Annotated in this window: 33 protein-coding genes; 26 read left to right on the forward strand and 7 right to left on the reverse strand. The window is 40.1% G+C overall.

Annotation, left to right across the window (positions count from 1 at the left end; genetic code table 11):
* Positions 1 to 21 precede the first annotated feature (21 nt).
* The 3 genes from R7Q39_RS10520 (at position 22) to R7Q39_RS10530 (ending at position 2,514) form a co-directional block, all read left to right on the forward strand.
* Positions 22 to 738 (forward strand): hypothetical protein, encoded by a 717-nt coding sequence (locus tag R7Q39_RS10520; RefSeq protein ID WP_318076073.1) that lies wholly within the window; start codon positions 22 to 24, stop codon positions 736 to 738.
* 155 nt (positions 739 to 893) lie between these two features.
* Positions 894 to 1,685, forward strand: coding sequence for a hypothetical protein (locus R7Q39_RS10525; RefSeq protein WP_318076074.1), 792 nt, complete (start codon positions 894 to 896; stop codon positions 1,683 to 1,685).
* A gap of 148 nt (positions 1,686 to 1,833) precedes the next feature.
* A complete protein-coding gene (locus R7Q39_RS10530) occupies positions 1,834 to 2,514 on the forward strand; it encodes a hypothetical protein (protein ID WP_020330687.1) in 681 nt (226 codons plus the stop codon).
* A 63-nt stretch (positions 2,515 to 2,577) separates the two neighbouring features.
* Here the strand turns inward: R7Q39_RS10530 and R7Q39_RS10535 are convergent, their stop codons facing one another.
* Positions 2,578 to 2,913, reverse strand: a complete 336-nt coding sequence (locus R7Q39_RS10535; RefSeq protein ID WP_318076075.1) for a hypothetical protein — start codon at positions 2,911 to 2,913, stop codon at positions 2,578 to 2,580.
* Between the two features lie 162 nt (positions 2,914 to 3,075).
* Between R7Q39_RS10535 and R7Q39_RS10540 the strand changes: the two genes are divergently transcribed.
* Positions 3,076 to 3,465, forward strand: coding sequence for a hypothetical protein (locus R7Q39_RS10540; protein ID WP_085762268.1), 390 nt, complete (start codon positions 3,076 to 3,078; stop codon positions 3,463 to 3,465).
* Positions 3,466 to 3,524: 59 nt separating this feature from the next.
* Positions 3,525 to 4,121: a hypothetical protein gene (locus R7Q39_RS10545; protein ID WP_318076076.1), complete on the forward strand. Its 597-nt coding sequence runs from the start codon at positions 3,525 to 3,527 to the stop codon at positions 4,119 to 4,121.
* Between the two features lie 108 nt (positions 4,122 to 4,229).
* Here the strand turns inward: R7Q39_RS10545 and R7Q39_RS10550 are convergent, their stop codons facing one another.
* Entirely contained in the window at positions 4,230 to 4,871 is a 642-nt protein-coding gene (locus R7Q39_RS10550) for a hypothetical protein (protein WP_318076077.1), read from the reverse strand.
* A gap of 137 nt (positions 4,872 to 5,008) precedes the next feature.
* Between R7Q39_RS10550 and R7Q39_RS10555 the strand changes: the two genes are divergently transcribed.
* From R7Q39_RS10555 to R7Q39_RS10565, 3 genes are read left to right on the forward strand one after another with little or no spacing between them, the layout of a single operon-like run.
* Complete coding sequence (locus R7Q39_RS10555; protein WP_318076078.1) at positions 5,009 to 5,533, forward strand: hypothetical protein; 525 nt, start codon at positions 5,009 to 5,011, stop codon at positions 5,531 to 5,533.
* The gene (locus R7Q39_RS10560) at positions 5,533 to 5,700 is read left to right on the forward strand and encodes a hypothetical protein (RefSeq protein WP_318076079.1); all 168 of its coding nucleotides are present in this window, start codon (positions 5,533 to 5,535) and stop codon (positions 5,698 to 5,700) included. The genes R7Q39_RS10555 and R7Q39_RS10560 overlap by 1 nt, the downstream gene beginning before the upstream one ends.
* Positions 5,701 to 5,728: 28 nt before the next feature.
* Positions 5,729 to 6,187, forward strand: coding sequence for a hypothetical protein (locus R7Q39_RS10565; protein ID WP_020330680.1), 459 nt, complete (start codon positions 5,729 to 5,731; stop codon positions 6,185 to 6,187).
* Positions 6,188 to 6,259: 72 nt separating this feature from the next.
* Here R7Q39_RS10565 and R7Q39_RS10570 read toward each other — a convergent pair whose 3' ends face one another.
* Positions 6,260 to 7,453 (reverse strand): hypothetical protein, encoded by a 1,194-nt coding sequence (locus tag R7Q39_RS10570; protein WP_318076080.1) that lies wholly within the window; start codon positions 7,451 to 7,453, stop codon positions 6,260 to 6,262.
* A 489-nt stretch (positions 7,454 to 7,942) separates the two neighbouring features.
* Between R7Q39_RS10570 and R7Q39_RS10575 the strand changes: the two genes are divergently transcribed.
* From R7Q39_RS10575 to R7Q39_RS10600, 6 genes are all read left to right on the forward strand, one after another.
* Positions 7,943 to 8,818 (forward strand): hypothetical protein, encoded by an 876-nt coding sequence (locus R7Q39_RS10575; protein WP_318076081.1) that lies wholly within the window; start codon positions 7,943 to 7,945, stop codon positions 8,816 to 8,818.
* Between the two features lie 106 nt (positions 8,819 to 8,924).
* On the forward strand, positions 8,925 to 9,188 hold the full coding sequence (locus tag R7Q39_RS10580) for a hypothetical protein (RefSeq protein WP_053313942.1): 264 nt from the start codon (positions 8,925 to 8,927) through the stop codon (positions 9,186 to 9,188).
* 78 nt (positions 9,189 to 9,266) lie between these two features.
* Positions 9,267 to 9,659 (forward strand): hypothetical protein, encoded by a 393-nt coding sequence (locus R7Q39_RS10585; protein ID WP_318076082.1) that lies wholly within the window; start codon positions 9,267 to 9,269, stop codon positions 9,657 to 9,659.
* A 13-nt stretch (positions 9,660 to 9,672) separates the two neighbouring features.
* Positions 9,673 to 9,984, forward strand: a complete 312-nt coding sequence (locus R7Q39_RS10590) for a hypothetical protein (RefSeq protein ID WP_318076083.1) — start codon at positions 9,673 to 9,675, stop codon at positions 9,982 to 9,984.
* Complete coding sequence (locus R7Q39_RS10595; RefSeq protein WP_318076084.1) at positions 9,968 to 10,408, forward strand: hypothetical protein; 441 nt, start codon at positions 9,968 to 9,970, stop codon at positions 10,406 to 10,408. Before R7Q39_RS10590 ends, R7Q39_RS10595 begins: the two co-directional genes overlap by 17 nt.
* A 31-nt stretch (positions 10,409 to 10,439) precedes the next feature.
* Positions 10,440 to 10,733 (forward strand): hypothetical protein, encoded by a 294-nt coding sequence (locus R7Q39_RS10600; RefSeq protein ID WP_045592416.1) that lies wholly within the window; start codon positions 10,440 to 10,442, stop codon positions 10,731 to 10,733.
* Here R7Q39_RS10600 and R7Q39_RS10605 read toward each other — a convergent pair.
* Positions 10,705 to 11,091 carry a hypothetical protein gene (locus R7Q39_RS10605; protein WP_318076085.1) on the reverse strand — a complete coding sequence of 129 codons (387 nt, stop codon included), beginning with the start codon at positions 11,089 to 11,091 and terminating at the stop codon, positions 10,705 to 10,707. The two genes, R7Q39_RS10600 and R7Q39_RS10605, sit on opposite strands and share 29 nt — an antisense overlap.
* Positions 11,092 to 11,195: 104 nt before the next feature.
* On the opposite strand from R7Q39_RS10605, the gene R7Q39_RS10610 reads away from it, so the two are divergent.
* Entirely contained in the window at positions 11,196 to 11,702 is a 507-nt protein-coding gene (locus R7Q39_RS10610; RefSeq protein ID WP_318076086.1) for a hypothetical protein, read from the forward strand.
* An 87-nt stretch (positions 11,703 to 11,789) separates the two neighbouring features.
* Here R7Q39_RS10610 and R7Q39_RS10615 read toward each other — a convergent pair whose 3' ends face one another.
* Positions 11,790 to 12,122: a hypothetical protein gene (locus R7Q39_RS10615; protein ID WP_053314495.1), complete on the reverse strand. Its 333-nt coding sequence runs from the start codon at positions 12,120 to 12,122 to the stop codon at positions 11,790 to 11,792.
* 151 nt (positions 12,123 to 12,273) lie between these two features.
* Here R7Q39_RS10615 and R7Q39_RS10620 point away from each other — a divergent pair, with 151 nt between their 5' ends.
* The 4 genes from R7Q39_RS10620 to R7Q39_RS10635 all read left to right on the forward strand — a co-directional run bounded on the left by R7Q39_RS10620 (position 12,274) and on the right by R7Q39_RS10635 (position 13,851).
* Positions 12,274 to 12,651: a hypothetical protein gene (locus R7Q39_RS10620; RefSeq protein WP_045592420.1), complete on the forward strand. Its 378-nt coding sequence runs from the start codon at positions 12,274 to 12,276 to the stop codon at positions 12,649 to 12,651.
* A gap of 21 nt (positions 12,652 to 12,672) precedes the next feature.
* Positions 12,673 to 13,011, forward strand: a complete 339-nt coding sequence (locus R7Q39_RS10625) for a hypothetical protein (RefSeq protein ID WP_318076087.1) — start codon at positions 12,673 to 12,675, stop codon at positions 13,009 to 13,011.
* Positions 13,012 to 13,093: 82 nt separating this feature from the next.
* A complete protein-coding gene (locus R7Q39_RS10630; RefSeq protein ID WP_021486225.1) occupies positions 13,094 to 13,273 on the forward strand; it encodes a hypothetical protein in 180 nt (59 codons plus the stop codon).
* Between the two features lie 29 nt (positions 13,274 to 13,302).
* Positions 13,303 to 13,851 (forward strand): hypothetical protein, encoded by a 549-nt coding sequence (locus tag R7Q39_RS10635; protein WP_318076088.1) that lies wholly within the window; start codon positions 13,303 to 13,305, stop codon positions 13,849 to 13,851.
* A 43-nt stretch (positions 13,852 to 13,894) separates the two neighbouring features.
* Here the strand turns inward: R7Q39_RS10635 and R7Q39_RS10640 are convergent, their stop codons facing one another.
* Positions 13,895 to 14,398: a hypothetical protein gene (locus tag R7Q39_RS10640; RefSeq protein ID WP_318076089.1), complete on the reverse strand. Its 504-nt coding sequence runs from the start codon at positions 14,396 to 14,398 to the stop codon at positions 13,895 to 13,897.
* A gap of 200 nt (positions 14,399 to 14,598) precedes the next feature.
* Between R7Q39_RS10640 and R7Q39_RS10645 the strand changes: the two genes are divergently transcribed.
* From R7Q39_RS10645 to R7Q39_RS10675, 7 genes are all read left to right on the forward strand, one after another.
* Positions 14,599 to 15,462 (forward strand): hypothetical protein, encoded by an 864-nt coding sequence (locus R7Q39_RS10645; protein WP_318076090.1) that lies wholly within the window; start codon positions 14,599 to 14,601, stop codon positions 15,460 to 15,462.
* A gap of 161 nt (positions 15,463 to 15,623) precedes the next feature.
* Positions 15,624 to 17,330, forward strand: coding sequence for a hypothetical protein (locus tag R7Q39_RS10650; RefSeq protein ID WP_318076091.1), 1,707 nt, complete (start codon positions 15,624 to 15,626; stop codon positions 17,328 to 17,330).
* Between the two features lie 318 nt (positions 17,331 to 17,648).
* Positions 17,649 to 18,146 carry a hypothetical protein gene (locus R7Q39_RS10655; protein ID WP_318076092.1) on the forward strand — a complete coding sequence of 166 codons (498 nt, stop codon included), beginning with the start codon at positions 17,649 to 17,651 and terminating at the stop codon, positions 18,144 to 18,146.
* 225 nt (positions 18,147 to 18,371) lie between these two features.
* Positions 18,372 to 18,836 carry a hypothetical protein gene (locus R7Q39_RS10660; protein WP_318076093.1) on the forward strand — a complete coding sequence of 155 codons (465 nt, stop codon included), beginning with the start codon at positions 18,372 to 18,374 and terminating at the stop codon, positions 18,834 to 18,836.
* Between the two features lie 157 nt (positions 18,837 to 18,993).
* Positions 18,994 to 19,152 (forward strand): hypothetical protein, encoded by a 159-nt coding sequence (locus R7Q39_RS10665; protein ID WP_318076094.1) that lies wholly within the window; start codon positions 18,994 to 18,996, stop codon positions 19,150 to 19,152.
* Positions 19,149 to 19,352 (forward strand): hypothetical protein, encoded by a 204-nt coding sequence (locus R7Q39_RS10670; RefSeq protein WP_318076095.1) that lies wholly within the window; start codon positions 19,149 to 19,151, stop codon positions 19,350 to 19,352. The genes R7Q39_RS10665 and R7Q39_RS10670 overlap by 4 nt, the downstream gene beginning before the upstream one ends.
* 129 nt (positions 19,353 to 19,481) lie before the next feature.
* Complete coding sequence (locus R7Q39_RS10675) at positions 19,482 to 19,763, forward strand: hypothetical protein (protein ID WP_038128423.1); 282 nt, start codon at positions 19,482 to 19,484, stop codon at positions 19,761 to 19,763.
* A gap of 128 nt (positions 19,764 to 19,891) precedes the next feature.
* On the opposite strand, the gene R7Q39_RS10680 is transcribed toward R7Q39_RS10675, so the two are convergent.
* Positions 19,892 to 20,041 carry a DUF3950 domain-containing protein gene (locus tag R7Q39_RS10680; protein WP_119298832.1) on the reverse strand — a complete coding sequence of 50 codons (150 nt, stop codon included), beginning with the start codon at positions 20,039 to 20,041 and terminating at the stop codon, positions 19,892 to 19,894.
* Between the last annotated feature and the right edge of the window lie 47 nt (positions 20,042 to 20,088).

A 20,088-nucleotide genomic window follows, 5' to 3' on the forward strand; every position in this document is an offset into this window, starting at 1 on the left:
CAAGACGATTTAAGGAAAGCTATGTTTGAACTGATTAAAACCTTTGTTCTAGTGATTGTTCCTTCACTCATGTTTAGCCTAACACTTCAGGAATACTTTCAAAGTAAGTTCGAACGACAGTTGTTTGTCGATAGAAAACCACTGTATCGCCTCGCATTAGGTTTCACGGCAAGCTTTCCGATGAATCTAGCCCTTATCATTAACGCCTATTCTCCATCGCATTACAGCTACTTAGAAGCCGCTTTCTTGCTTGCCCTTTGCGTGACTGCAACTACAGCCATTATCATTCGCCGTTACAACAATATTGAGTATTTCGGCACATACTGTGTTCATTACTCAAAGAAACAATCATGCAAAACGGCTACCGTACATTTTACGCCTAGCGTGAATGCCAAGCTTGCTAGAAAAGGTTTTTCCAAACATTCAGAATTCAAAAAGCTGTATCACGACATTCTTTTTGACAGCCTAGATAAGATCGATAGCGATACATCAATCATTACCATTAAATCGCCAATGTTGAGAGCAAGCAGTCAATCAAAAATCGCCAAGGCTTTTAAAGAAGAACCCCGAGTTCTAAGGGTAGAGATAAAAGGTAAGAAAAATCTATTTATCAACCTCTACTATTTTGTATTTCTCTCTTGCTTACTACGAACGCCTGTAAAGCTGCGAGAAGTTTACACGATTAATATCGTACTCAGTCACAATAATAGCTCAGCAATGGAAACTCACAGCGTATAAACTACTCTCGAATAAGATACAGAGTACTAAAGTACTCATTAGACAATTGGCATTTGACCCACTCTTGTATTGGGTCTTTTTTTTATTATTAAATTATTGACTGCGCACCTTATTTGTGTATAATAATCACATTAACCAAATAAAGGAACACCGCCATGAATAACCAAACTTCTTTACTGTCACTGGTTGACAAAAACACACTGGAAGCAAAGATCGCAGAGGCTCGTGAGCACGACCAGATTAGCGGTATGACACCTGCTGTATTTGCATACAAAGACCTTGATGGTGAATTACGTGTAGGTTTTAATTTCCAACCTGTAGGCACTGAAGTTGGTGATCGCTTCCATATTGATCACGGTGTAGGCATTAACCGTAACGAAGACGGTGAGGTTCTTTGGGTGTACTCGCCAGAAGAAGATAAGACAGAAGAGCTAACCGAGCAACAGCGTTCTGATCTTGCTTTTCGCGCTGTACTTGCACACTCAAGCTACGCTGGTGTTGACACGGCAAGCATGAGCATGGAAGAGCAAATCACCGAGCTTATGAAAGGTATGCGCTCTCTTTGTGCAGACTATGGCGTTGATTTTGCCTCATTCTCTAAGGAGCCGTTGACGTTCCCTGACATGATTAATTACCCGATGCCTGAGGTCTTTGCTCAATTAGCCGATCAAGAGGGTTGGGGCTTGTTTGAGTGCGAATCTGGTATCAGTCTTTGTCGAAATGATGAAGCTAAGCTTTTAAAAGACGACAATGAAGCTTGGGACTTTGTGATCCGTCAAGCAATGACAGGCTCAGAATTTCATATCGCTGTTATTGCAGGCATTAAAGAGCAAAATCCTGATGAATACACACTATGGGTCAATGAAAACCGTGTATTTGATAACTATCGCTATCACAAAGAACTTACTAACAACAAAGAGCAAGCGCTCAAAAATTTAGGTTTATAAAATACACGTTTCCCTTAGTCACTAGGCTAGGGGAACCCCCCAAAACTGCACGATAAAATCGAATTATTTTATTTCAAATAGTGTGCTAAAATAAATAAAAATTCAGTTGGATTTCCTACTGAATATTCAATTGAGGAATCTATAAAATATGTTTGCCTTAGAAGAACATTCCCGAACAAGTAAGCTAGAACCGATCTCAGTTTCTGATGTTTTTGATGACATTAAGCTTACCGCTGGTGGAGCAAACCTTGAAGAGCAGGGCTATATTCCGCTAACGGATGAAACCTACAAAACACCCCCTCACTCACTAAAGCTAAACCTACGCTACATGGTAAAGCCTTCTCAGGCTGTTATTGAGCACATGGAAAAGTTTGGTTGCGGATACCCAAAAAGAGCGATTGAAAGTATTGTAAGCTCAATTTCGTTTGCCTACGCTGCGAGTCAAATCAACGTTAAGACTGCGGGAGTAGTGAACCCTGACGAACTAGCTTTATTTAAAGAGAATGCTGAGTTAGTAGGTGATTGCCTTGTAAAAACAGCTTACAAGAAATTTCACGCTTTACACCCTAACTTTTATTTGCGCTCTTGTATCCCGCCAAATGAAAGCCAGTTGTCTAACATCGAACAACATGCCAGAAACCTTTGGATTGCGGTAGGCTTTACCCTTAAGAATGACGCGATCATCAAGGAAGCAGAGAAAGGGGGCTTTAATAAGTTCTACCTAAATCAAGCTCGACTTGATTATCTGAACAAGCATTTCGGTATTGACGTTCCAACCGTCCATAAAGACAAGCGTATCGATAATGACGATTCGTTAACTCTTGGTTAATCTTGCTCTATGAAATTCAGAAGAATGTAATAAAGCCCGTTTTTAAACGGGCTTTTTATATCATTAAATCATCCAGTTTTGATACTCATCGTGCCAAGTCAGTAAATTCCCATGATGCTCAAAAAGGTAGTTTTCGTTAAACTCCCACGTTTCTTTAGCTGTGGAATTTGCCTTAGGAAGTCGTAGCCATGCGCCAAGCAATTCAATAGAACCATTGGTTTTTAAAAGCTCTAGGAATTTCGGGAAAAACTCCTGATGCTCACTCTCATAAAAGCACTCTAGAATCTTTCCATCGCGACTATCACAAATAGCATGAACCACTTTTCGCGTTGGGTGATTTTGACGTTCCTCAAAATCTTTAGTTAGGCGAGTAAATGTTTTGATTGATTGCTCTTTCATGGTGAAATTCCTTGTTATTTAATTATTATATTATACACAAATTGAGTCAAAAGTAAATACCTAAAATTCCACGGAGAATTCAAATAAATTTAATAATTAAATGTTGACTCTAGCGCCTATAAATGTATAATCAAGACATCAAATAAAGAAAGGAACATCGCCATGCAAGTTTACGCTCAAGGTCTTACAGATTACAACCGTCACAGCCTACTACTGGCTTACGAGTTTGACGGTACTCAGCTCGCTATGACAGATTCGAGCATTAATGTGTTCACCAAAAAGCCTAAAGTTGGCGAGTTCATTTTAAGCCGTTGTAAAACTCAAGCGTTTCGCGTAGTACGCCATGCGAAAGCTACCGCTTGTGGTCAAGATGTAACAGTGACATTCCTATCAGAACCGACACCAGTTTCTAAAGAGAATCCTCACGCTGAAGCTAAAGGCGATAAAGGTGTTCAAGTAGAAGTTCACCTGATGCGTGGATGCTGTCATTACATCGAGACCTACTATCTGGCTCGCCCTCGCGGTTTCAAGCTAAACGCACGTCTTCTATAAATAAATTGCCCTCTCCAAGCAGGAGGGGCAGGTTTAACAATCAGTAAGGAACTGACACCATGACAATGACACTACCTCTAATCACAGACATCAACTTAGCTCCAACGTTTGCGACTGATCGAGAGATCGATTTCTGCCCGAATGCGCTTGTTAGCGAAGAGCAAAAAGCTACTATTAATGCTATCTCAGACGCTTATGGGTTCGAGTATCCTGATGAGCTAGTTGATGGCGACCCCCGCAAATTAATTATCTCAAATCAAGAAGTGGACTTCTTAGGCTTCCATAGCGGCAAATTTGGTCTTCTTATGGAATTTGAGCTTGCGTACCTACAACCAGAGTCTCAAGCAGGAATGGCGCGTAATGAGTGCGCTACTGATGCTGAAATCAAGCGCCTGTACGAAGAGCTTTGCAAAGCTTTCAATTCTGAGAAGTGCGAATACGTGAAGAAGTACGATAAGTCTGAATTCTTCTTTACCTACCATGCTGATAACTTTGAAAACAGTTTATGCTTGGTTATCTTTACCCCGTTTGTTGTCGATGGTGCGGTGTATTCATCACCATACGAAAGCAAAACAGCACTGAAAGATATCGTTACAGAAACATTTACATTTCTTAATGAAATCTGGCCGACACTAAACATCGAAGAAGCCGCGTAACATAGCGAATCTAGCAGAAAGGAGATAGGTTTAACCTATCTCCTTTTTTTATTCCGTGAACATTATAAAAAACCCAGTAATTAACTGGGCTTATTCGAACATTCAGAGTTAAGATTTTTCCTCAATTTCTAAGGGTAGCCCCCAATGCTTTTTGTATTCAATCGTATCCCTTAAATCGCCAGAATCAGTGATTTCATTGGGTAATCGCCAGAAATTATACGTGCAGAAAAAAGGCATGAACGGCTCAGTATTATCATTCACCTCATGGAATTGTCGTCCGCTCCCATCGATAGCGGTAAACGGGGATCTATCCAATGCCAATACCTGTACGCGACCATCATCCCAGAAGCGGTCAAGATAGGCGTATTTCCAATCCTCCCCATCTTCATAGCGAACTTGAATTAACTGCCCGTAACGAAGTTTTTCAACTGCAATGTCACGCATTGTCGCGGGTGTGTTTGGGGTATGGTTGCCTTGTAGAAGGACGCGATTAGTCGTTTCATAGCAAGGCAACTTCCACTCCAGATACTTTTCCGTAGGAAATGCCTTATAACCATCGACCCAATCAAATTGCTCATCATCAAGCAAGTGACGTTGACAATCATCACCACCTAGTCGCTCCGTCCATTGAGTTGCGCCATTTGCAATAACATGAATAACTTGTTCTTCCTTGCAGAAGTGAGCGAAATGAGCAAAGCGCCATCCCTCTGACTCACCATTACGCACCATAACCAAATCGCCTCGATTCATCGGTCATATCTCTTTAATTATTAGTTGCTTATGATTATATATTAGAGATGAGTTTAGTCAATAATTTTAAGAATTAAATCTTTACCCAAAATCAGATATGTGTATAATGGAGTCATAAATAAAATTAAGGTAAAGCTATGATTAGTTATAAAGAACGCGTAGTTGCTGAGCTAATTTTTAAGCAGCGAGTACACTCTCTACTCGTGACCCGTATTGAAGACAATGTAATTGAAGTTCGCTGCTCAGGTCGAATTTTCGACGCGAAAGGGAATGGCTTCACATTCACAACGCTAACAGCAAAAAACAAAATTGAAAATTTGGGCGCTTACATCTACACCTATCTGACCCGAACGCTTAAATGGAACAAAAACCTGATGGTGATCCGTGTTGATGGTCAAACTTACAACTTCCACCAATTACACACTCATGCTTCTGGTTCTATGTTCATCGCAAGCGTAAAAAAGAAAAACGGCGTACCTGCTTACACGCGCTCAGACTGTCTTAACAAGGTTTTGTTCCATAGTGGCGCTAACGCACATCATCGCAACACACATGAGCTTACCGTGTTCCTGAATCAACATTTCAACGAGGTTTCTACTATTGCCAAAGCAATGAATGAAATCGGTCTTGAAACTATCCGATTTGAGTTTTTGAACAGTTAGTGAACAAGCAGAATAACTTATCTAAAACTCTGAACATGGCAAAGGCGCTGTACAACAGCTTAGGCAATGAGACTGACTTTGCTAAAAGTCATCGTCAAGTTGGTATGGTAGGTTCGTTTCCTGATGATCGCGCCATCACGCTAAACCACGAATGGTTTCACGCTTAAATCAAACATACCGTCAAGGGGAATCACCATGATTGAATTATCGCCAGAACTGGATATCAAAGGTAAAGTGGTTACTTTTACCGAATCTATGGGGGAAAGCGAATACGACATTCACTCGGGCAAAGATGTTCGTGTCGTTGAAGTCTATCTCGACCACAACACCTGCAAAGAAAAGGGCGGTTGTGACCCAATCACATTACCAATGATTAAGGTTGAGCTGGTGGACGACCCTAGCATTACCTTTAACGCATGGTCTGATGAAGTTGGAAGCCATAAGGTCATCGACATTTTTCACGCAGGGATTAAAGCAGCTCAACCGCTGTACGATAGTTATGTAGGCGTACCTGGCTTACCAGGTTACGATCCAGAAAAGGTTAAAAGCCTTGAGGACTACACAGTCGAAGCTGAAAAGCTTAACCCTTATCAGAAAGGCTCGTGCGAGCATGAAGTCTTTAAAAAAGGCTTTGAGTCCATGTACTTTAAGTAGCCTTAATAAAGAACACAATCAAATTAAAATCCCGAGCTTTTAATCTCGGGATTTTTCATAAAAAACTATAAGTTATAGTGAAGGGGCGTTATCTGACGAAAGCTCAACTTTCTTATCTGCCTTATCCTGGCTTACCATCGCTTCAAAAACCATATCACCTTTTTCTGCTAAATCTGGATTTTCTTTCAAGAAGCAAAGGGCGCTAAGCTCTTTTTCAGCAAGTTTTTTATCTTTACTATTGTGGAACCATAGACCTGATTGAATATCGCGGAACTTATCTTTAAGCTCATTCACCATAAATCCACAAGGAACTTGAGAAAACGGTTTTCTCCACATCTGATCTAGGATTTTATCAACACTTCTAAGCTCAATAAAGTCATTCATCACGTTGCTTGTACCGTCTCCGATAGTAAAGCCAACCTCATGCTTCATCCCATCTGCCGCTGTGTCAAACGCCTTTTTCAGTTCAGATTTTGAAAGGGATTTAACGTATTTATCAGTGAATTTCTCATGTCCATCTGGATGATTAATTGATAAAAAGAAGCTCTGATAATTCACTTTTTCATCAAAGAAACTGCGCTCAAGAGCAGCCTTTCTTTCTCGCATCAAAGTGTCGGTGAACTCTTCCATGAATCCTTGAAACTTATCTAAATCTTTCTTATTGAAAGCAATAGAGAAAATCTCATCAATTCTTGAATGCTGAACGCTCGGTTTTTTATCGCCAAAGTCATGAACGGGTACGATAGCATAATGCCCTTCAGGGAAATGATTTTGTAAAATCGAGTTCAAAGCATCTTCCATCGCCTGCAAATCCAAGTAGGAATCATCATCAGTAAATGCTCTTCTGTGATCGCCATTAAAGGTTTTAACGGTTGTCACGCAATCCAAAATAGGAGCGCCGATCTCGTAAAGTTTGTCTTCGATTTTTTCAATGACCTTGTCAGACTCAACCAAAGATTTTTCAATCTTTTCTTTTTCCGCATCGAGCTTTTCAATCGAGCTTTCCAACAGTTTTTCTCTATCTTCCATTAGCTGATCTACGATTGATTGACCATCCATTACATAAAGGTCATCATAAGATTTAGCCTTGCTTCTTGCTCTTTTCAGCTCTTCTAAGTCCGAAACTAAACTGCGGTGCAATACACCCATCTTACGAAGATATTCATTTGACGATGAGATAGTACCGATGGCTTTTGCCAGCGCGTAATGGAAAGCGTTTTGCTGTGCATTATTTGATTTTGAAACAATATGCCTGTAACCCGTCATTATTGGTCATTCATTTTTTATATTTAAATTATTATATCACCGCTAGGATAAATAAAAAATCAATACAACGAGAAACAATCGAAAACTCTGTCCTCGTAAGAGGGCAGTAAATAAAAGAGCTTCGCTCTCAATAAACGACTGGTCTTTCTTTTCTGCTTCTCAATCTTTTTTACGTTTTTCATGAATTAATAATTGACTCTGAGTCTGATTTAGGTATACTAAGAATATTCCCGATAAGAAGTGTAGCACTAGGGGCTGCATCTCTGGGAATGAGTAAGTAGCGTCAACTCTTTGTTGAACTCTCCCCTATCGCAAGCTAGGGAGGCGGAATCCGCTTCAATAGCTCGGTAAAGCTACGAATCAGACTGATTCTCTCTGCTAAAGGCAGAGAACCCAAAACCAGTTTTTATCAATGCTCATAACCTATAGGGCTTGATGCTGACTAACGCGATAGGCGCATACATTAAGCCAAATAAATAGGAAATGACCATGACTAAAAATATCACTACTCCACATCAAGTTGTCACCGCTGACGTTATCAAGCTGAATGTAAATAACGTTATCGCAATGATCCGCAAACACCTTAAAGTAGGCTGTAAACCTTCTCATGCCCTGGATATCGCTTGCTCTGGTTTTATCAAAGACTATCAAACACTGAAAGGTCTTGCTGACAAAAACTTCTACGTTGCTAAAGCTAACTTTGGTACTCGCAGTAATCCGTTTATTGTTGAGCGCGAGATCGGCTTTTATGATAGTGCTTGGTTTGCTCGTGAAGCATTCGAAGCAGAAGCGGAACAATGTATCGCTGCGGTTGAATGGCAAATTTACTGCAATGGTGAAGCTACAGGTATTCACATTCAGTCCACACCAGTAACAGAGAAGAGAGGTTACACGCTAGTTGTAGAGGTGACGGGCGAAGATGAGACAGACCTTGAAGATGGATTGAATGAAGTGATTAAGAATCTACACTGCTACACTGGTGGCGATAGAGGCGAAAATCGCTCATACAGCTTCACTAAGTACGGTGAGGAATTGGAGCCAAATGTTTTCCCTTACACTTTTGAAGAGGCAATTATCTCTCGTAACGGATGGGTTGAAACCTCTCACATCGAAGATGCGTTAGAAGATACATTTAATAGCGCAGGTGATGATGATAGCAATATCAAAAGTTGGGATGGCGATCTAATGCTTGTGAAGTGGGTGGACATTGAAAATGCTGACGATGAGCTAGATTACGATGATGAATGTTTAGCGCTAGATTCAGATGGCAAAATCGTTCACGAGCTAGAATTCGAAGATATGAAGCAAGCGCTAAAGAACTCCGACGAAAAGCTTCACCTCTGCGTTGTAAAAGACACCAAGTGATAAAGCACGTATAATGACTCAATAGTTTATTCATAAAGCCCGTTCCTGAACGGGCTTTTATTCAATCCCACATTAGAGCACGAACCCGAACCAAAGGAATAAGAGCATGAAAAGCTTAATCGGTGAAAGCGTTATTAACATCCATCGCACAAACCCAATCGTTGGTAAAATCCTCCGATTTGAAGAAGGTGTGAATGGTGGAACTGTGGTTAGATGGGAAGGGCAGAGCTGGGATTCCCACATGGTAACTGATGACTTAGCTCTAGTTCGAGATTGGCCTGTCAGAGGTGAAAACGGTGAGAGCTTAGGGCATAAAAGACTTTCAACCTACAATGTTAATCAAACCTCTGAAGAATCTAACAAGAATTGATTACTTTTTAATTATTAAATTATTTACTTTTGCTTCTCTTTATGTATAATTAACACATAACCAAATGGAGAGAAGCAAATGCGCACTCAAGATGTTTTAAAGCAATTCGATAAAGCTGTTACTGAAGGCTGCTACGGCAAGCCTGATGCGAGCGACCATGCACTTAACGCCTTATTTCACAGTGAGGTCGTTTCAAAATCTATTCAGGATTACACAGCTAATCAAGAAGACTACTTTATCTCAGACAATACAGGACACGATTTTCACAAGTCGTTCCGTGAGTGGGGCGTGATTGCTGATACAAACCTTGCTCTTGCTGTATGGAATCTCCTGCAAGCTTCAAAGCTATTCTGGATCACCATTGATAAAATGATTAAAGCAGACCGTGACAGCGGCATTGTTTTTATTCATATTGGTGACGATAGCGAACTCACCAAAACGAATGACTTGAACGATCCCAACTACGCTTAAGCAGGAAAATATCATGATGACAGGTAGCACAGTAGCCCTAATTGCTAAACTACAAAGTAACGGTTGGCATCACTCAATCAGAAACGTAAATAGCACAGCTTATTGCGTAGACTCGCTTTCAAAAGATGGTGTTACCATCATTGATATTTGTACCATCAAATCACGCCTGGTTGATGGCGTTGAGGTTTCAGAGCGCTTTCTGTCTGCCTATGTCACGACATTTGATCACGATTTTGAGATCGACACTCTAAAGGGTCTATTTCATTGGCTGGAAAGCAAAAATTTCATCGAATCTGAGCACTCTCTCAATGAATCCGAACAATAAGACAGAATCATCCACTCAGTTAGAGTTTGTTGATCCAACAGGTTGGGCTTTATCTGTATTTTGGTTTCTGGGATTGGAAGACGACGAAGAGGTGATCGCGTTCTCTTCTGATGACCGAGTAGTAAACCTTATCGGGGCTATGCGCGTATCATCACCATCATTAGCGGGATGCGGGAGTTCTTTAGGCGGTGTTCTTTGGGAGTTTGAAGAGATTAAGCCCAAGCATGACGGACTGTATGATCTTGTATGCGCATTGCCAGAAGCCATCAAGCAAGAGAAAGCGAGGCGTATTGCAAACAAAATTGCGTGGAAGCGATGGGAAAAGAACGCTATCTCTTTGGGGTATGAACTGACTAGTGAACCCGATTATGCTGATGTAATCCTAGAAAAAGGCTTAAATCAGTTTTTACAAGAGCTGAGGTAGGGCTGATTGAACTCAATCAGCTTCACGACACATGGACACTATTGAACATTTATCCGATTTTAAAGATGAGCTAGCCTTAGTTATCAACACTAAGCTATCGCGCTCATCTTTAAGTTTACGTGCGGTTGCTGCGTCAATCGATGGTGTGACCCCTGCGTTACTCAGCAAAGTTCGAAACTACAAGCTTGACTCTATTACGTCTGACCGACTTATTCTTTTAGTTGGGCAAATTGAGTTATTGCTTGATGGTAAAGTTTCAGGGTTTGACGTTACTTTAAACGAAGCTAAGAAAGAGGTTACAGTGTCCTTTCTTGGTTCAGTATAGCGCTTTCCACATCATCCCCGTATTTCTCATTCACCTTCTCCGCGAGCATAATTACCGCTTGTTCGAAACTTGGCGCTGACACATCCAGATCGTAATCGTGCGTTGTAACAATTTCACCGCTTTCATCCTGGATAAGTCCACCAGCTTCAAGGCAAATAACAGGCGCGTCTCTCTCGCCCAACACGACAACAGATAAAGCATCCTCAAAACGGCTCCTGCGCGTTTCTAAGCGGGTTCCTGCTTTCCAGTCAAGCCCGAGCTGCTTTGCTGTCAAAGAGTCCTTACTGTACGTTGTGGAGCCTTTTACATTGAAAATCTTGTGCTCCATTAAAAAGTACCACGCATCCATAAATTTCATTATTAATTACCATGTTTGATTATTGAGCCTTCACTATAAAGCTGAACTCGATGTGTTATCATATTTTGTATAAATTAATAACAAATCAATTTAGGATTCACGCAATGAAAAACAACAAAAAAGTAAACAGTAGATATCTCAGGATAATGATAATCTGCCTGTTTGCACCTTACCTAATATTCATTTTTGCGAGCATGTTTGAATCAAATATAGGCTGCAAAGGTAAGATTGATTGTCATATGAAGGGAGGCGTAGAAATGCTTCACACCTATGCTGATCGGATAGTCGAAGCAAAAGATAAGTACGTTGATTTACATGGTAATAATCCATCGAAATATGAGCTATTCAGAAGTGTTGACGATTCACGATTATACCGCGTTTTATACAATGGATTTCCATTTAACTCACAAGGAAATGAACAGTGGGATATGGATGAGGAAGGCAGCATTTTTATGGTTTTTAAAGAAGTTAAAATCATCAATCAAGACAGGGATAGTATTTGCGAGCTAATAAATAATTATTCCCGTAAGTTAAAGGAAAACACCTCTAATAAAACCAGACTAAGATGCATAACATTTGACGATTATGCAAAGATTTCAGTTATCGAATAATGAGTAGAAAACAAACTGCCTTATCAGGCAGAATATTCAATTCTTTCTTTGCCCTTACCTTTAGTGTAAGAGTCAGGGCAAATTGAATTAGCTGTCCTTTTTGGCGTATTTCAGAACTTCTGAACGGTAAACTTTTGTGCTGTATCCGCCTTGCTCGTAAGCTAGAGAGCGCACCGTACTCTTATTGCCTTGCTCTACTTCGTTTTCCTTAAGTAGCTCAATAGCGACCTTTTCAGTGTCATACAGGGCAACAATCGTCGTTGCGTATTTACTAATCTTGTTTTTGTAACGCTGCTTAATCCAAAAAGCTGTAGCAACATTTAAAACCAGACCCGTTACAGCAATGAAGGTAAACTGCTTAGGGTTAGTGATCATCACATCAACCACTTTGGTTAACCCATCAATTAAATCATAAAGCATGTTGCCTCCAGGCTTTTCTTAATTCATGTGTTTATTATATATTGGCAGCACCATAAGTCAATAGAAATTTAACATTTTAATTCTTTACCTTTTATCGTATTTATGTATAATTGAGAGTAATCAATTAGATCAACAAAAAAAGAGAATCCCCATGTATATCAATATTCAATCGCTAGATTTTGAAAGCCTAGACCTCTCCAAAACAGAAGGCTTCCTGCTACTTGCAACGATTGAAACAGATCTAATGGTCGAAATTGCACTTTGTGAATTGAAAGAGAAGAACTCGGCTCATGCCCTTGAAATGTCTCGTCTATATCAAGTCGTTTGCCATATTTACAATATCTTTTTCAATGAAATTAACATTAACATCCAGAAACTCAGCCAGTCGTCGCGTTATGTTCAGCCTGCTTGGTCTATGGGTACACAAATTTCACTGGATAAATACGATCACTTACGTACTGAATCAGCAACAAGAAATGCCGCTATCAGACCGTTTTTTGCCGCGCTAAATATTGACTATCCACGTTAATATCAAGAGAAGGAAAGCCACATGCCAAAGACTCAAGAAATTGCCATTCGTTTTGGTTGTTTTATCGTGAATGGGGATGAGAAGACCGCTGAAAGCCGATTGACTCATTTTTTAGAAGTGAAATTCAATGAGCGATTTTCGTCTCATGGCATTTCTATTTCAATGCCAGGATTTGAACGAATCCCACCGCAAACTGATGATGTGAGACCGTCATTCATCCCTAACAACCTATGGTTTGATGTGGTCAGCAACTGCCAGGAATCAGCAATCAACCTGACCCGTGAAACACTCGGCTCAACAGAATTCAAGTCTTTCGCGTCTGAGTATGATATTGAATTAGATTGGTTTGATTTTGAATAATTTTAGTTTTTAATAATTAAATTATTTACTTTTGGTTCTACTCATGTATAATTAAAAGCATCTAAAGAAAAGGGTGCATCTCATGAATGAACAGCTACTAATTGACTATATCAGTAAGAAATTCAATGGCGCTAGCGTAGCCAAAGTCGTCATTGATGATGAGTTTGGTAATGTTACTGCCACTGTAGATGGAAAGACATTCACAGACTGCGGCTTCATTGAAGACTTTGAAAAAGAAGCTCAAACGCAGAATTTGCTATAAGCCCACGTAAAAAAGAGTAAGGAACCGCCATGACTGCCAAATACGCCACTGTAATCGAAGTAAATAAAATCGCTGCAATCGCAGCAATGATTGAGAACAAAGCAACGGTAGAGATCCTACCTACGCTTAATGGTCAACTTGAAGTACTTATCAACAAGGTTCAGTTTGCCATTTTTGATATGTACACTGACGCTTGCGGCTACATCACTCAATTGGCGAATGATGGATTGTCAGAAGAGCAAGAAAGCCTGCTTGCAAAACACCAAGACCTTGTGTTTTTCAACGGTAAAAATGGCGTACTAGTCGATTTTGAAGAAATTGAGCCATTTCTAAGCAGTATGCAGGAGAATCTGAGTCATACCGTTGATCGATACCATGCCCTGATTTGCTTTGATATGAGCAAGCGTAAAATTAACCGCTCAAATCAAAAACGCCTTTTCCTAATTTCAGGTGATAACTTGGCTCATGCCCTTGAAGAATTCAAGAGCACAGATGAATCAAGCGGCTTGGTAGAAAGCGAGCACAGCAATGATTTTGGTGGCGAAGTCATGACTGTTATTTTTGAATGTGAAGCGTAATTAGACGTTAAAAAGGGAGGCTTAACCTCCCTTTTTTGAACTCTTATTGCTGGTGGTTTTCTTCAGCGATAACCTTAGAATAATAAGCCTTTCTTTTTTCAAGGGTGTCAGTTACCTTTAGGTAAGCCACAAGCCATCTAAAATCTTGAACTAAAATGACGTTATCATCATTGAATTTTGAGTATATTTTTTTATATCTCTCATCTTCATATTCATCACAACCGCGATCTTTAATCGTCTCTTTGATTGCTGCAATTAAAGCCTCATGATCGCCAGAATACAAAAGCTTGTTGTTAATTAGATTACTTTCCCTGATATCACAAGACCCCATATAAATCCAAGTGCAAAGCATAAACTGAGCCGTGATTACGGCAAGCGATTTTGTCAAATCCGCCTCATTAAACGTAATCAGCATAAATGCGGTATACATGGTTACAACTAGGGTCGGAAATATCATTAGTAAGTTCTTTTTTTGTGTGACAATATCAGCCACATCCTTTAGAAGATCCGCCTTATCACTGCTTGTATTATTCTCTATTGATTTCATTCGCTATTCCCTATTCATTATTTTTATTCGTTAATAAAATACACCAACCTGCCAGAAGACAAAAGGTGATTGTTTATCACCCACACACAAACCTTCTCTTTTGTGCCTTTTTTAATTAATTTAATTATTAAATCATTTACTTTTAGATTTCTTTGTGTATAATTAAGATAAATAAAGAACACCGCCATGAGGAACGCCAAATGAACAAGATTGAATTAGCGAAAAAACTTTTAGAGTACGCTGTTTATGATAACCACTTCGTTAACCCCAACTATCTTAAATCAGCAAGTTTCTTTGAAGCACTGGAAAATCGCGCCAATGAAACTATGGTTTATGCAAAGGTTTTTTGGCGTGAAAATCGATTCACTTATGCTTGGGGTAAGGGCTTTTTAACTCAAAATGACAGAGAAAAATACCAGGAATTTGTTGAAGAACTGGCTAGCCATATCGAATTCCTTGGGGTTAACAAAGGTAAGCTTACCATCGACTCAAGCGCAGGTTTCGAAAACTCAGCACTTGGTTCTCCGTACACGTACAGCGAGCCTATGAACTTCACTTTTGTACTGAGTGCAGAAAAAGCCTGTGAGTTGTTTGCCGTATTAGAGCAACATTACTCAAATATGGTTCACTCAATCTCACTGATTGAACTATTCAATCCTATTCATGAGCAAGACATTGATTCAATTGTTGAAAGCAAACGCGAACAGGCGAGAGCAGAGATTATCAACAAGCTATCTAAAATCAAGCGCGGATATCTAGCTCATCTACCGTCAGTTTTTGGATTTAGCGTTAATCAGTTACGCAGCGACACATACGATCTTGTGCGAAATGATGTAACCGAACAGTTATACGACAAAGTTGAACAGCTAAACCGCTCAATTCAACAATCTCTGATTGATGCTGGCGTCCTAGTATACGCAGCCGATAATCGTGAAAACGTTCGATTCATGAATAAAGCGGACTTTAAGAAGCACTTTAAAGCTGCTGAACGTAAAGCGCTATACGCTCAAATCCCAGAGCTAAAAGACCATTTTGAGCCTGCAAAAGCTGCTAAAGCTGCTTAAAACCACCCCTCTAAGAGAAAGCCATCATACCGATGGCTTTTTTATATTCTTGCCGAAGAATTTATCCATTAAATACTTAAAATTATTCTTTACCTAGATATACTCATGTGTATAATAGTAAACATTAAATAAAAGACACCATGTAATATCAGGAGCTACCAATGAATATTGGTCTATTTTTCTCGTGGTTTGTAGCCATGTTTATTTTCATGTTTGCAACCTGCAACTTTAAAGGGGATCGCTACGACCTACAGTCAGATGCATTTGCGGTCGCTCAGTTTTCTTTCGTTTTAGCGTTTTTTGGCTTTATGGCTAACGCACCACTAACGCTATCACTTGGACTGTTTATCATGCTTTTGTTAGCAGCCGTAATGGTTGGCGTATATCATATGACGCAAGAAGATTGGTGGAGAGCACCAGTACCACTTCTACTTGTTCTATTGGTGTACACTGTCACTTCAACAGGCATGTTCCGTGCAGAAGCAATGGGTAACTTGATTGCACCAAAAGAGATTGATGCGCCATTATTCACGCAAGTTGAAGATCCTGAATTACGCCTGGTTCCTAAAGAAATCGCATTTAACAAGCAATCAAAAGCTGTGAATGGTCGCCTACCAGACGGATCAATTATTGGTTCGATGTTTAGCCTCGATTTCAATTCCTCTATCATTCAAGTCATTAATGGCGAGAAACACTACGTCACGCCACTCACATGGTCTGGCTTTTGGAAGTGGGCATTGAATGACTATGATGTGATTGGTTATGTGATCTCTAGCGCGACAGAAAGTAATGCAGAATCAAAATTAATCACAAAGAACCCTGATGGTTCAGACATCCAAATCAAACTTACTGCGGGTGGCTTTTTCGGCTCTAACCTTGAACGACACATTTACTCAAAATTTGGCAACGTCCTAACAAGCAACTCTTACTTTGTTCTTGATGACAATATGTACCCATACTACGTTACATACAAAATCAAGCCTGAAGTCGGATTTGATAACTACCTGCCTGATGGAGCGTTTATTACAGACCCTCAGACAAAAGAAGTGACGTATTACGCTCAAGAGGATATCCCTGATTTTGTTGATACCAGCGCCTCAGAATGGGTACTTCTAGAGAATGTTGATAAGTGGGGTAGTTTACGAGAAGGCTTCACTGAATCACTAGGCTCAAAAATTGAACTTAGCGCAACGGAGTTTAATGGTAAAAAAGACCTGTTCTTCATTGATGCCGCGAACACTAAAAACGGGACTGCATTCTTTACGGGAATGGAAAATCCAAAGTCAGCAGGTAAGTCACTATCAGCGATGCTGTTTGTAGACAGCAAGACCCTTGAAACATACATCTATTACCCGACTAAGGAAGCGCAAAGCGAAACAGCGGTACTTGATTCTGTACGCTCAGCACTGGGTAATCTATCTGACAAGTGGTCGCCAACACAGCCAATTCCTTACCGAATTTTTGGTGAAGAAGATGTATGGCTGACCCCAATTGTGACTAGCGGTGGCACTAGCCGTAAAGTTGAGGCTTATGCTTACACGAAAGTGTTCAGTACTGAAAAATCGGTATGGGATAAAAAGCTCTCAAACGCCACTACAAAGCTTTTAACTGTAAGTAGTGAATCAGGTCAAATCTCTAATGAAGAATCGTTAGAGCCTGTTTCTGGAAGCCTGAGAACCATTTACTTTGTAAACGACAATGCTTATCTCACTCTTGACTCACAAACTAAGGTCATTGAGTGTAACCACCAAAGCGTCATTGAATGTCGCGGTGTTAAAGTCGGTCAGTGGTTAGACTTTAAAGCCATGAAGAAATCAGACAAAGAATTTGTTCTGCTTAACTTCACTAAAAACCCACTAGAGCAATAAAACTAAACAGCCTCTCATTATGGGAGGCTATTTTTTCCAACCAGGAAACACAATCATGATCATCAAAGCTATCGCATTTATCTCTGTAGTCGCTCTATTCGCCCTTTACTTCAATCTACAGAGCATCCACACAAAGAACATGCTAGGGCATGACTAAGGGTTATTTGAGCCGTACAGCTTAATTTCAATCGGACACACTATATAAAACCTGAATTTTCGCAGTTCAGGTTTTTTTACGGTTATTTAAAAATAATTCTTGATTGTCCCTTTTTTGTCCTGCATACTAAGACCATAAAAAGGGACAAAGTGGTTCACATTATGTTTTTAAATTCAATCTTAGCAATTGCCAATGTTCGCGTTCGTCTAACACCTTCACTGGTAGAAGACATCTGCAAGCTTGCTGGCACAGACAAATTTTCAAAAGCGCTACCAAACCTGGAAATCGCTATCAAAACCGTTAGCGGCATTCTTGATGATATCAATCGCGGCTGCAAAGTCTACGTGGTCGATGCTGAAGGGAATAAAGGTAAAATTTCATTCGATGTTCAATGCGCACTTGGTGACGACGAAGAAGATGAGAACGCAACTGTGCGTAATCGAATCACGAAAGGTCTAGCAAACGACATCATTACGCTCGCTGAGCGCATGGGCTTTAAACGTAAGGATGGGAAAGCAACAACCATTTCCAACGCACTGCCATATCTACATGCAGCAATCATCATCGCTGAAGACCTAAAAGAAAGGCTTGATAACGGGACTAAGTTCTACTTAGTTGAACCAAACGGTGAAAAATACATTATGCGTTTTTTTCAATAAAGCAAGATAGGACATTAAAAGCGCACACGATGGAAAATTCAGAGACCCGAGGCAGAGGAACCAATCGTTAATCCCTTGCTCTGCAAGGGCAATATCAATAGGTCGTCTTGTTTCTTTGGTTTTTACATGCTGGTTATCAAAATGGCGCTACGTAATTACAACCGTGAAGATCTAACGCAATTCGCGCTAGATTACTTCCTTAACTAACAGCAGAGAGTAGATACCATGAAATCTCATGCAACCATTACTATCAACACATCCATTAATGGCATCGACCCTCATAAGTTTGTGGTAAAACATCCATTCTTATTTGAATGCCAGTATGAACATTCACACGTAGAAAACGGTAAAACCCAATACGTGTTTAATCTTACTGTAGACACGACCCAAACGTTAGACGTTAAGCGTCAGGAAGTCACTGTAACTCACCCTGATTACGAAGTGAAAAGCCAGGATGTTGATGTTAAGACCAATAAACAGGTTTACCTTGTGATTTGGCATACAGATGACAATGAAGCCCGTAGCTCTCTGGTTGAGTCAATTGATGCTCATAGCGCATGGGGTAAGGTAGCTACGGATTACGAAGCTAAATACGGTCTTTCTGAGGATGAGGATGTTTACCTCGAACACGTTAAGTCTCTGGCTGAATTACACGAAGAATCAGGTATCGCCTTGGTCAAGGCTAACTAAGTCCAGTAACTAACTCAATTCATACTGATAATAAGGGCTGCTTTGTGCAGCCTTTTTTATTGAATTTAATAATTAAATACTGTACTTCACCACTAAATTGTGTATAATTAAAAACATAGAGAGTTAACGCTCTTACTAACCTAAAAGGGGAGTGGTTATGCTTCAAAGAAAGTGCTGTCATTGCGCCACAATCATGCATGTTCAATCAGACTTTTGCTCAGAAAAATGCAGTGATGAGTTTGATGAGTACATGAAATCAGAAATGGGTTGCTCTGATACTCAAGAGCAAGCGGAATCAAACGAGGAAGCATCATGAGCCGAGTTAAACTTACAGTAGATACCGTGGATATGGTTCATGTCGAAATTGACGGGATCGACGCGGGGGTTTTCGATAACATCGACGGAGGGAAATACTCTTGGTTCCCATGTCGAACAGATCAGCTTTCAGGCAATCACATTATCGAAATTGGCAAGGCTCTGAATGAATACAACAAACAGCAAAACCAACCTGTTTAAGTGTAAAATTTAAGCCTAAACCCATAATGACGTAATCATTTTTATTTGCTTAATTAATTAAATTGTTTATTTCGATTTTTGTTTGTGTATAATTTCAGCAAAATGACAAATAAAAATAAGCGAATGAACATGAATTATATAAAAACTCTAATACTTTTTGCATCGGTACTCATACTTTCTGGCTGCGCTGACTCTATGAGCTTTCAGCAAGCCAGTGAAGCAACCCAAGTAGGTTTTTTCTATGGGTTCTGGCATGGAGTCATCGCGCCGTTGGCATTCATTATCTCGTTGTTTGATGAAGATGTCGCGGTATACGCCATTTACAATAACGGTGCATGGTACGACTTTGGTTACATTCTTGGCATAGGTGGTTTTGCAAAAGCATGTGATGAAGGAGTGCAAAGCAAATAGGACTAAAGCATGAAACTGACAAAAGCGCAATCAAATCAGCTAAATGACACCAAAATCGCGGGAAGATAGCGCTCGTATAACAAAAATGCTAGCGCGTAGCTCCGTCCTTTAGGTCGGAGGAGCGAGCACTACTTGGAGTCACGTTTAAGCTTTTCTTCGCAGGCTTGCTTTACCCAAGCCGCGAATGGTGTTTTGCCTCTAGCTTTGTTAATTCGCTCTAGCAGGTCGCCAAAGCGTATTTGCTTTCTGTCTGTATTATCGCGTTTCTTCTCTTGCAATGGTACGTACCGTTAGTTAATATCTGGTACGTACCTTATCACTGAGT

It is taken from the genome of Vibrio sp. 947, assembly GCF_033339115.1.
Classification (GTDB): domain Bacteria; phylum Pseudomonadota; class Gammaproteobacteria; order Enterobacterales; family Vibrionaceae; genus Vibrio; species Vibrio alginolyticus.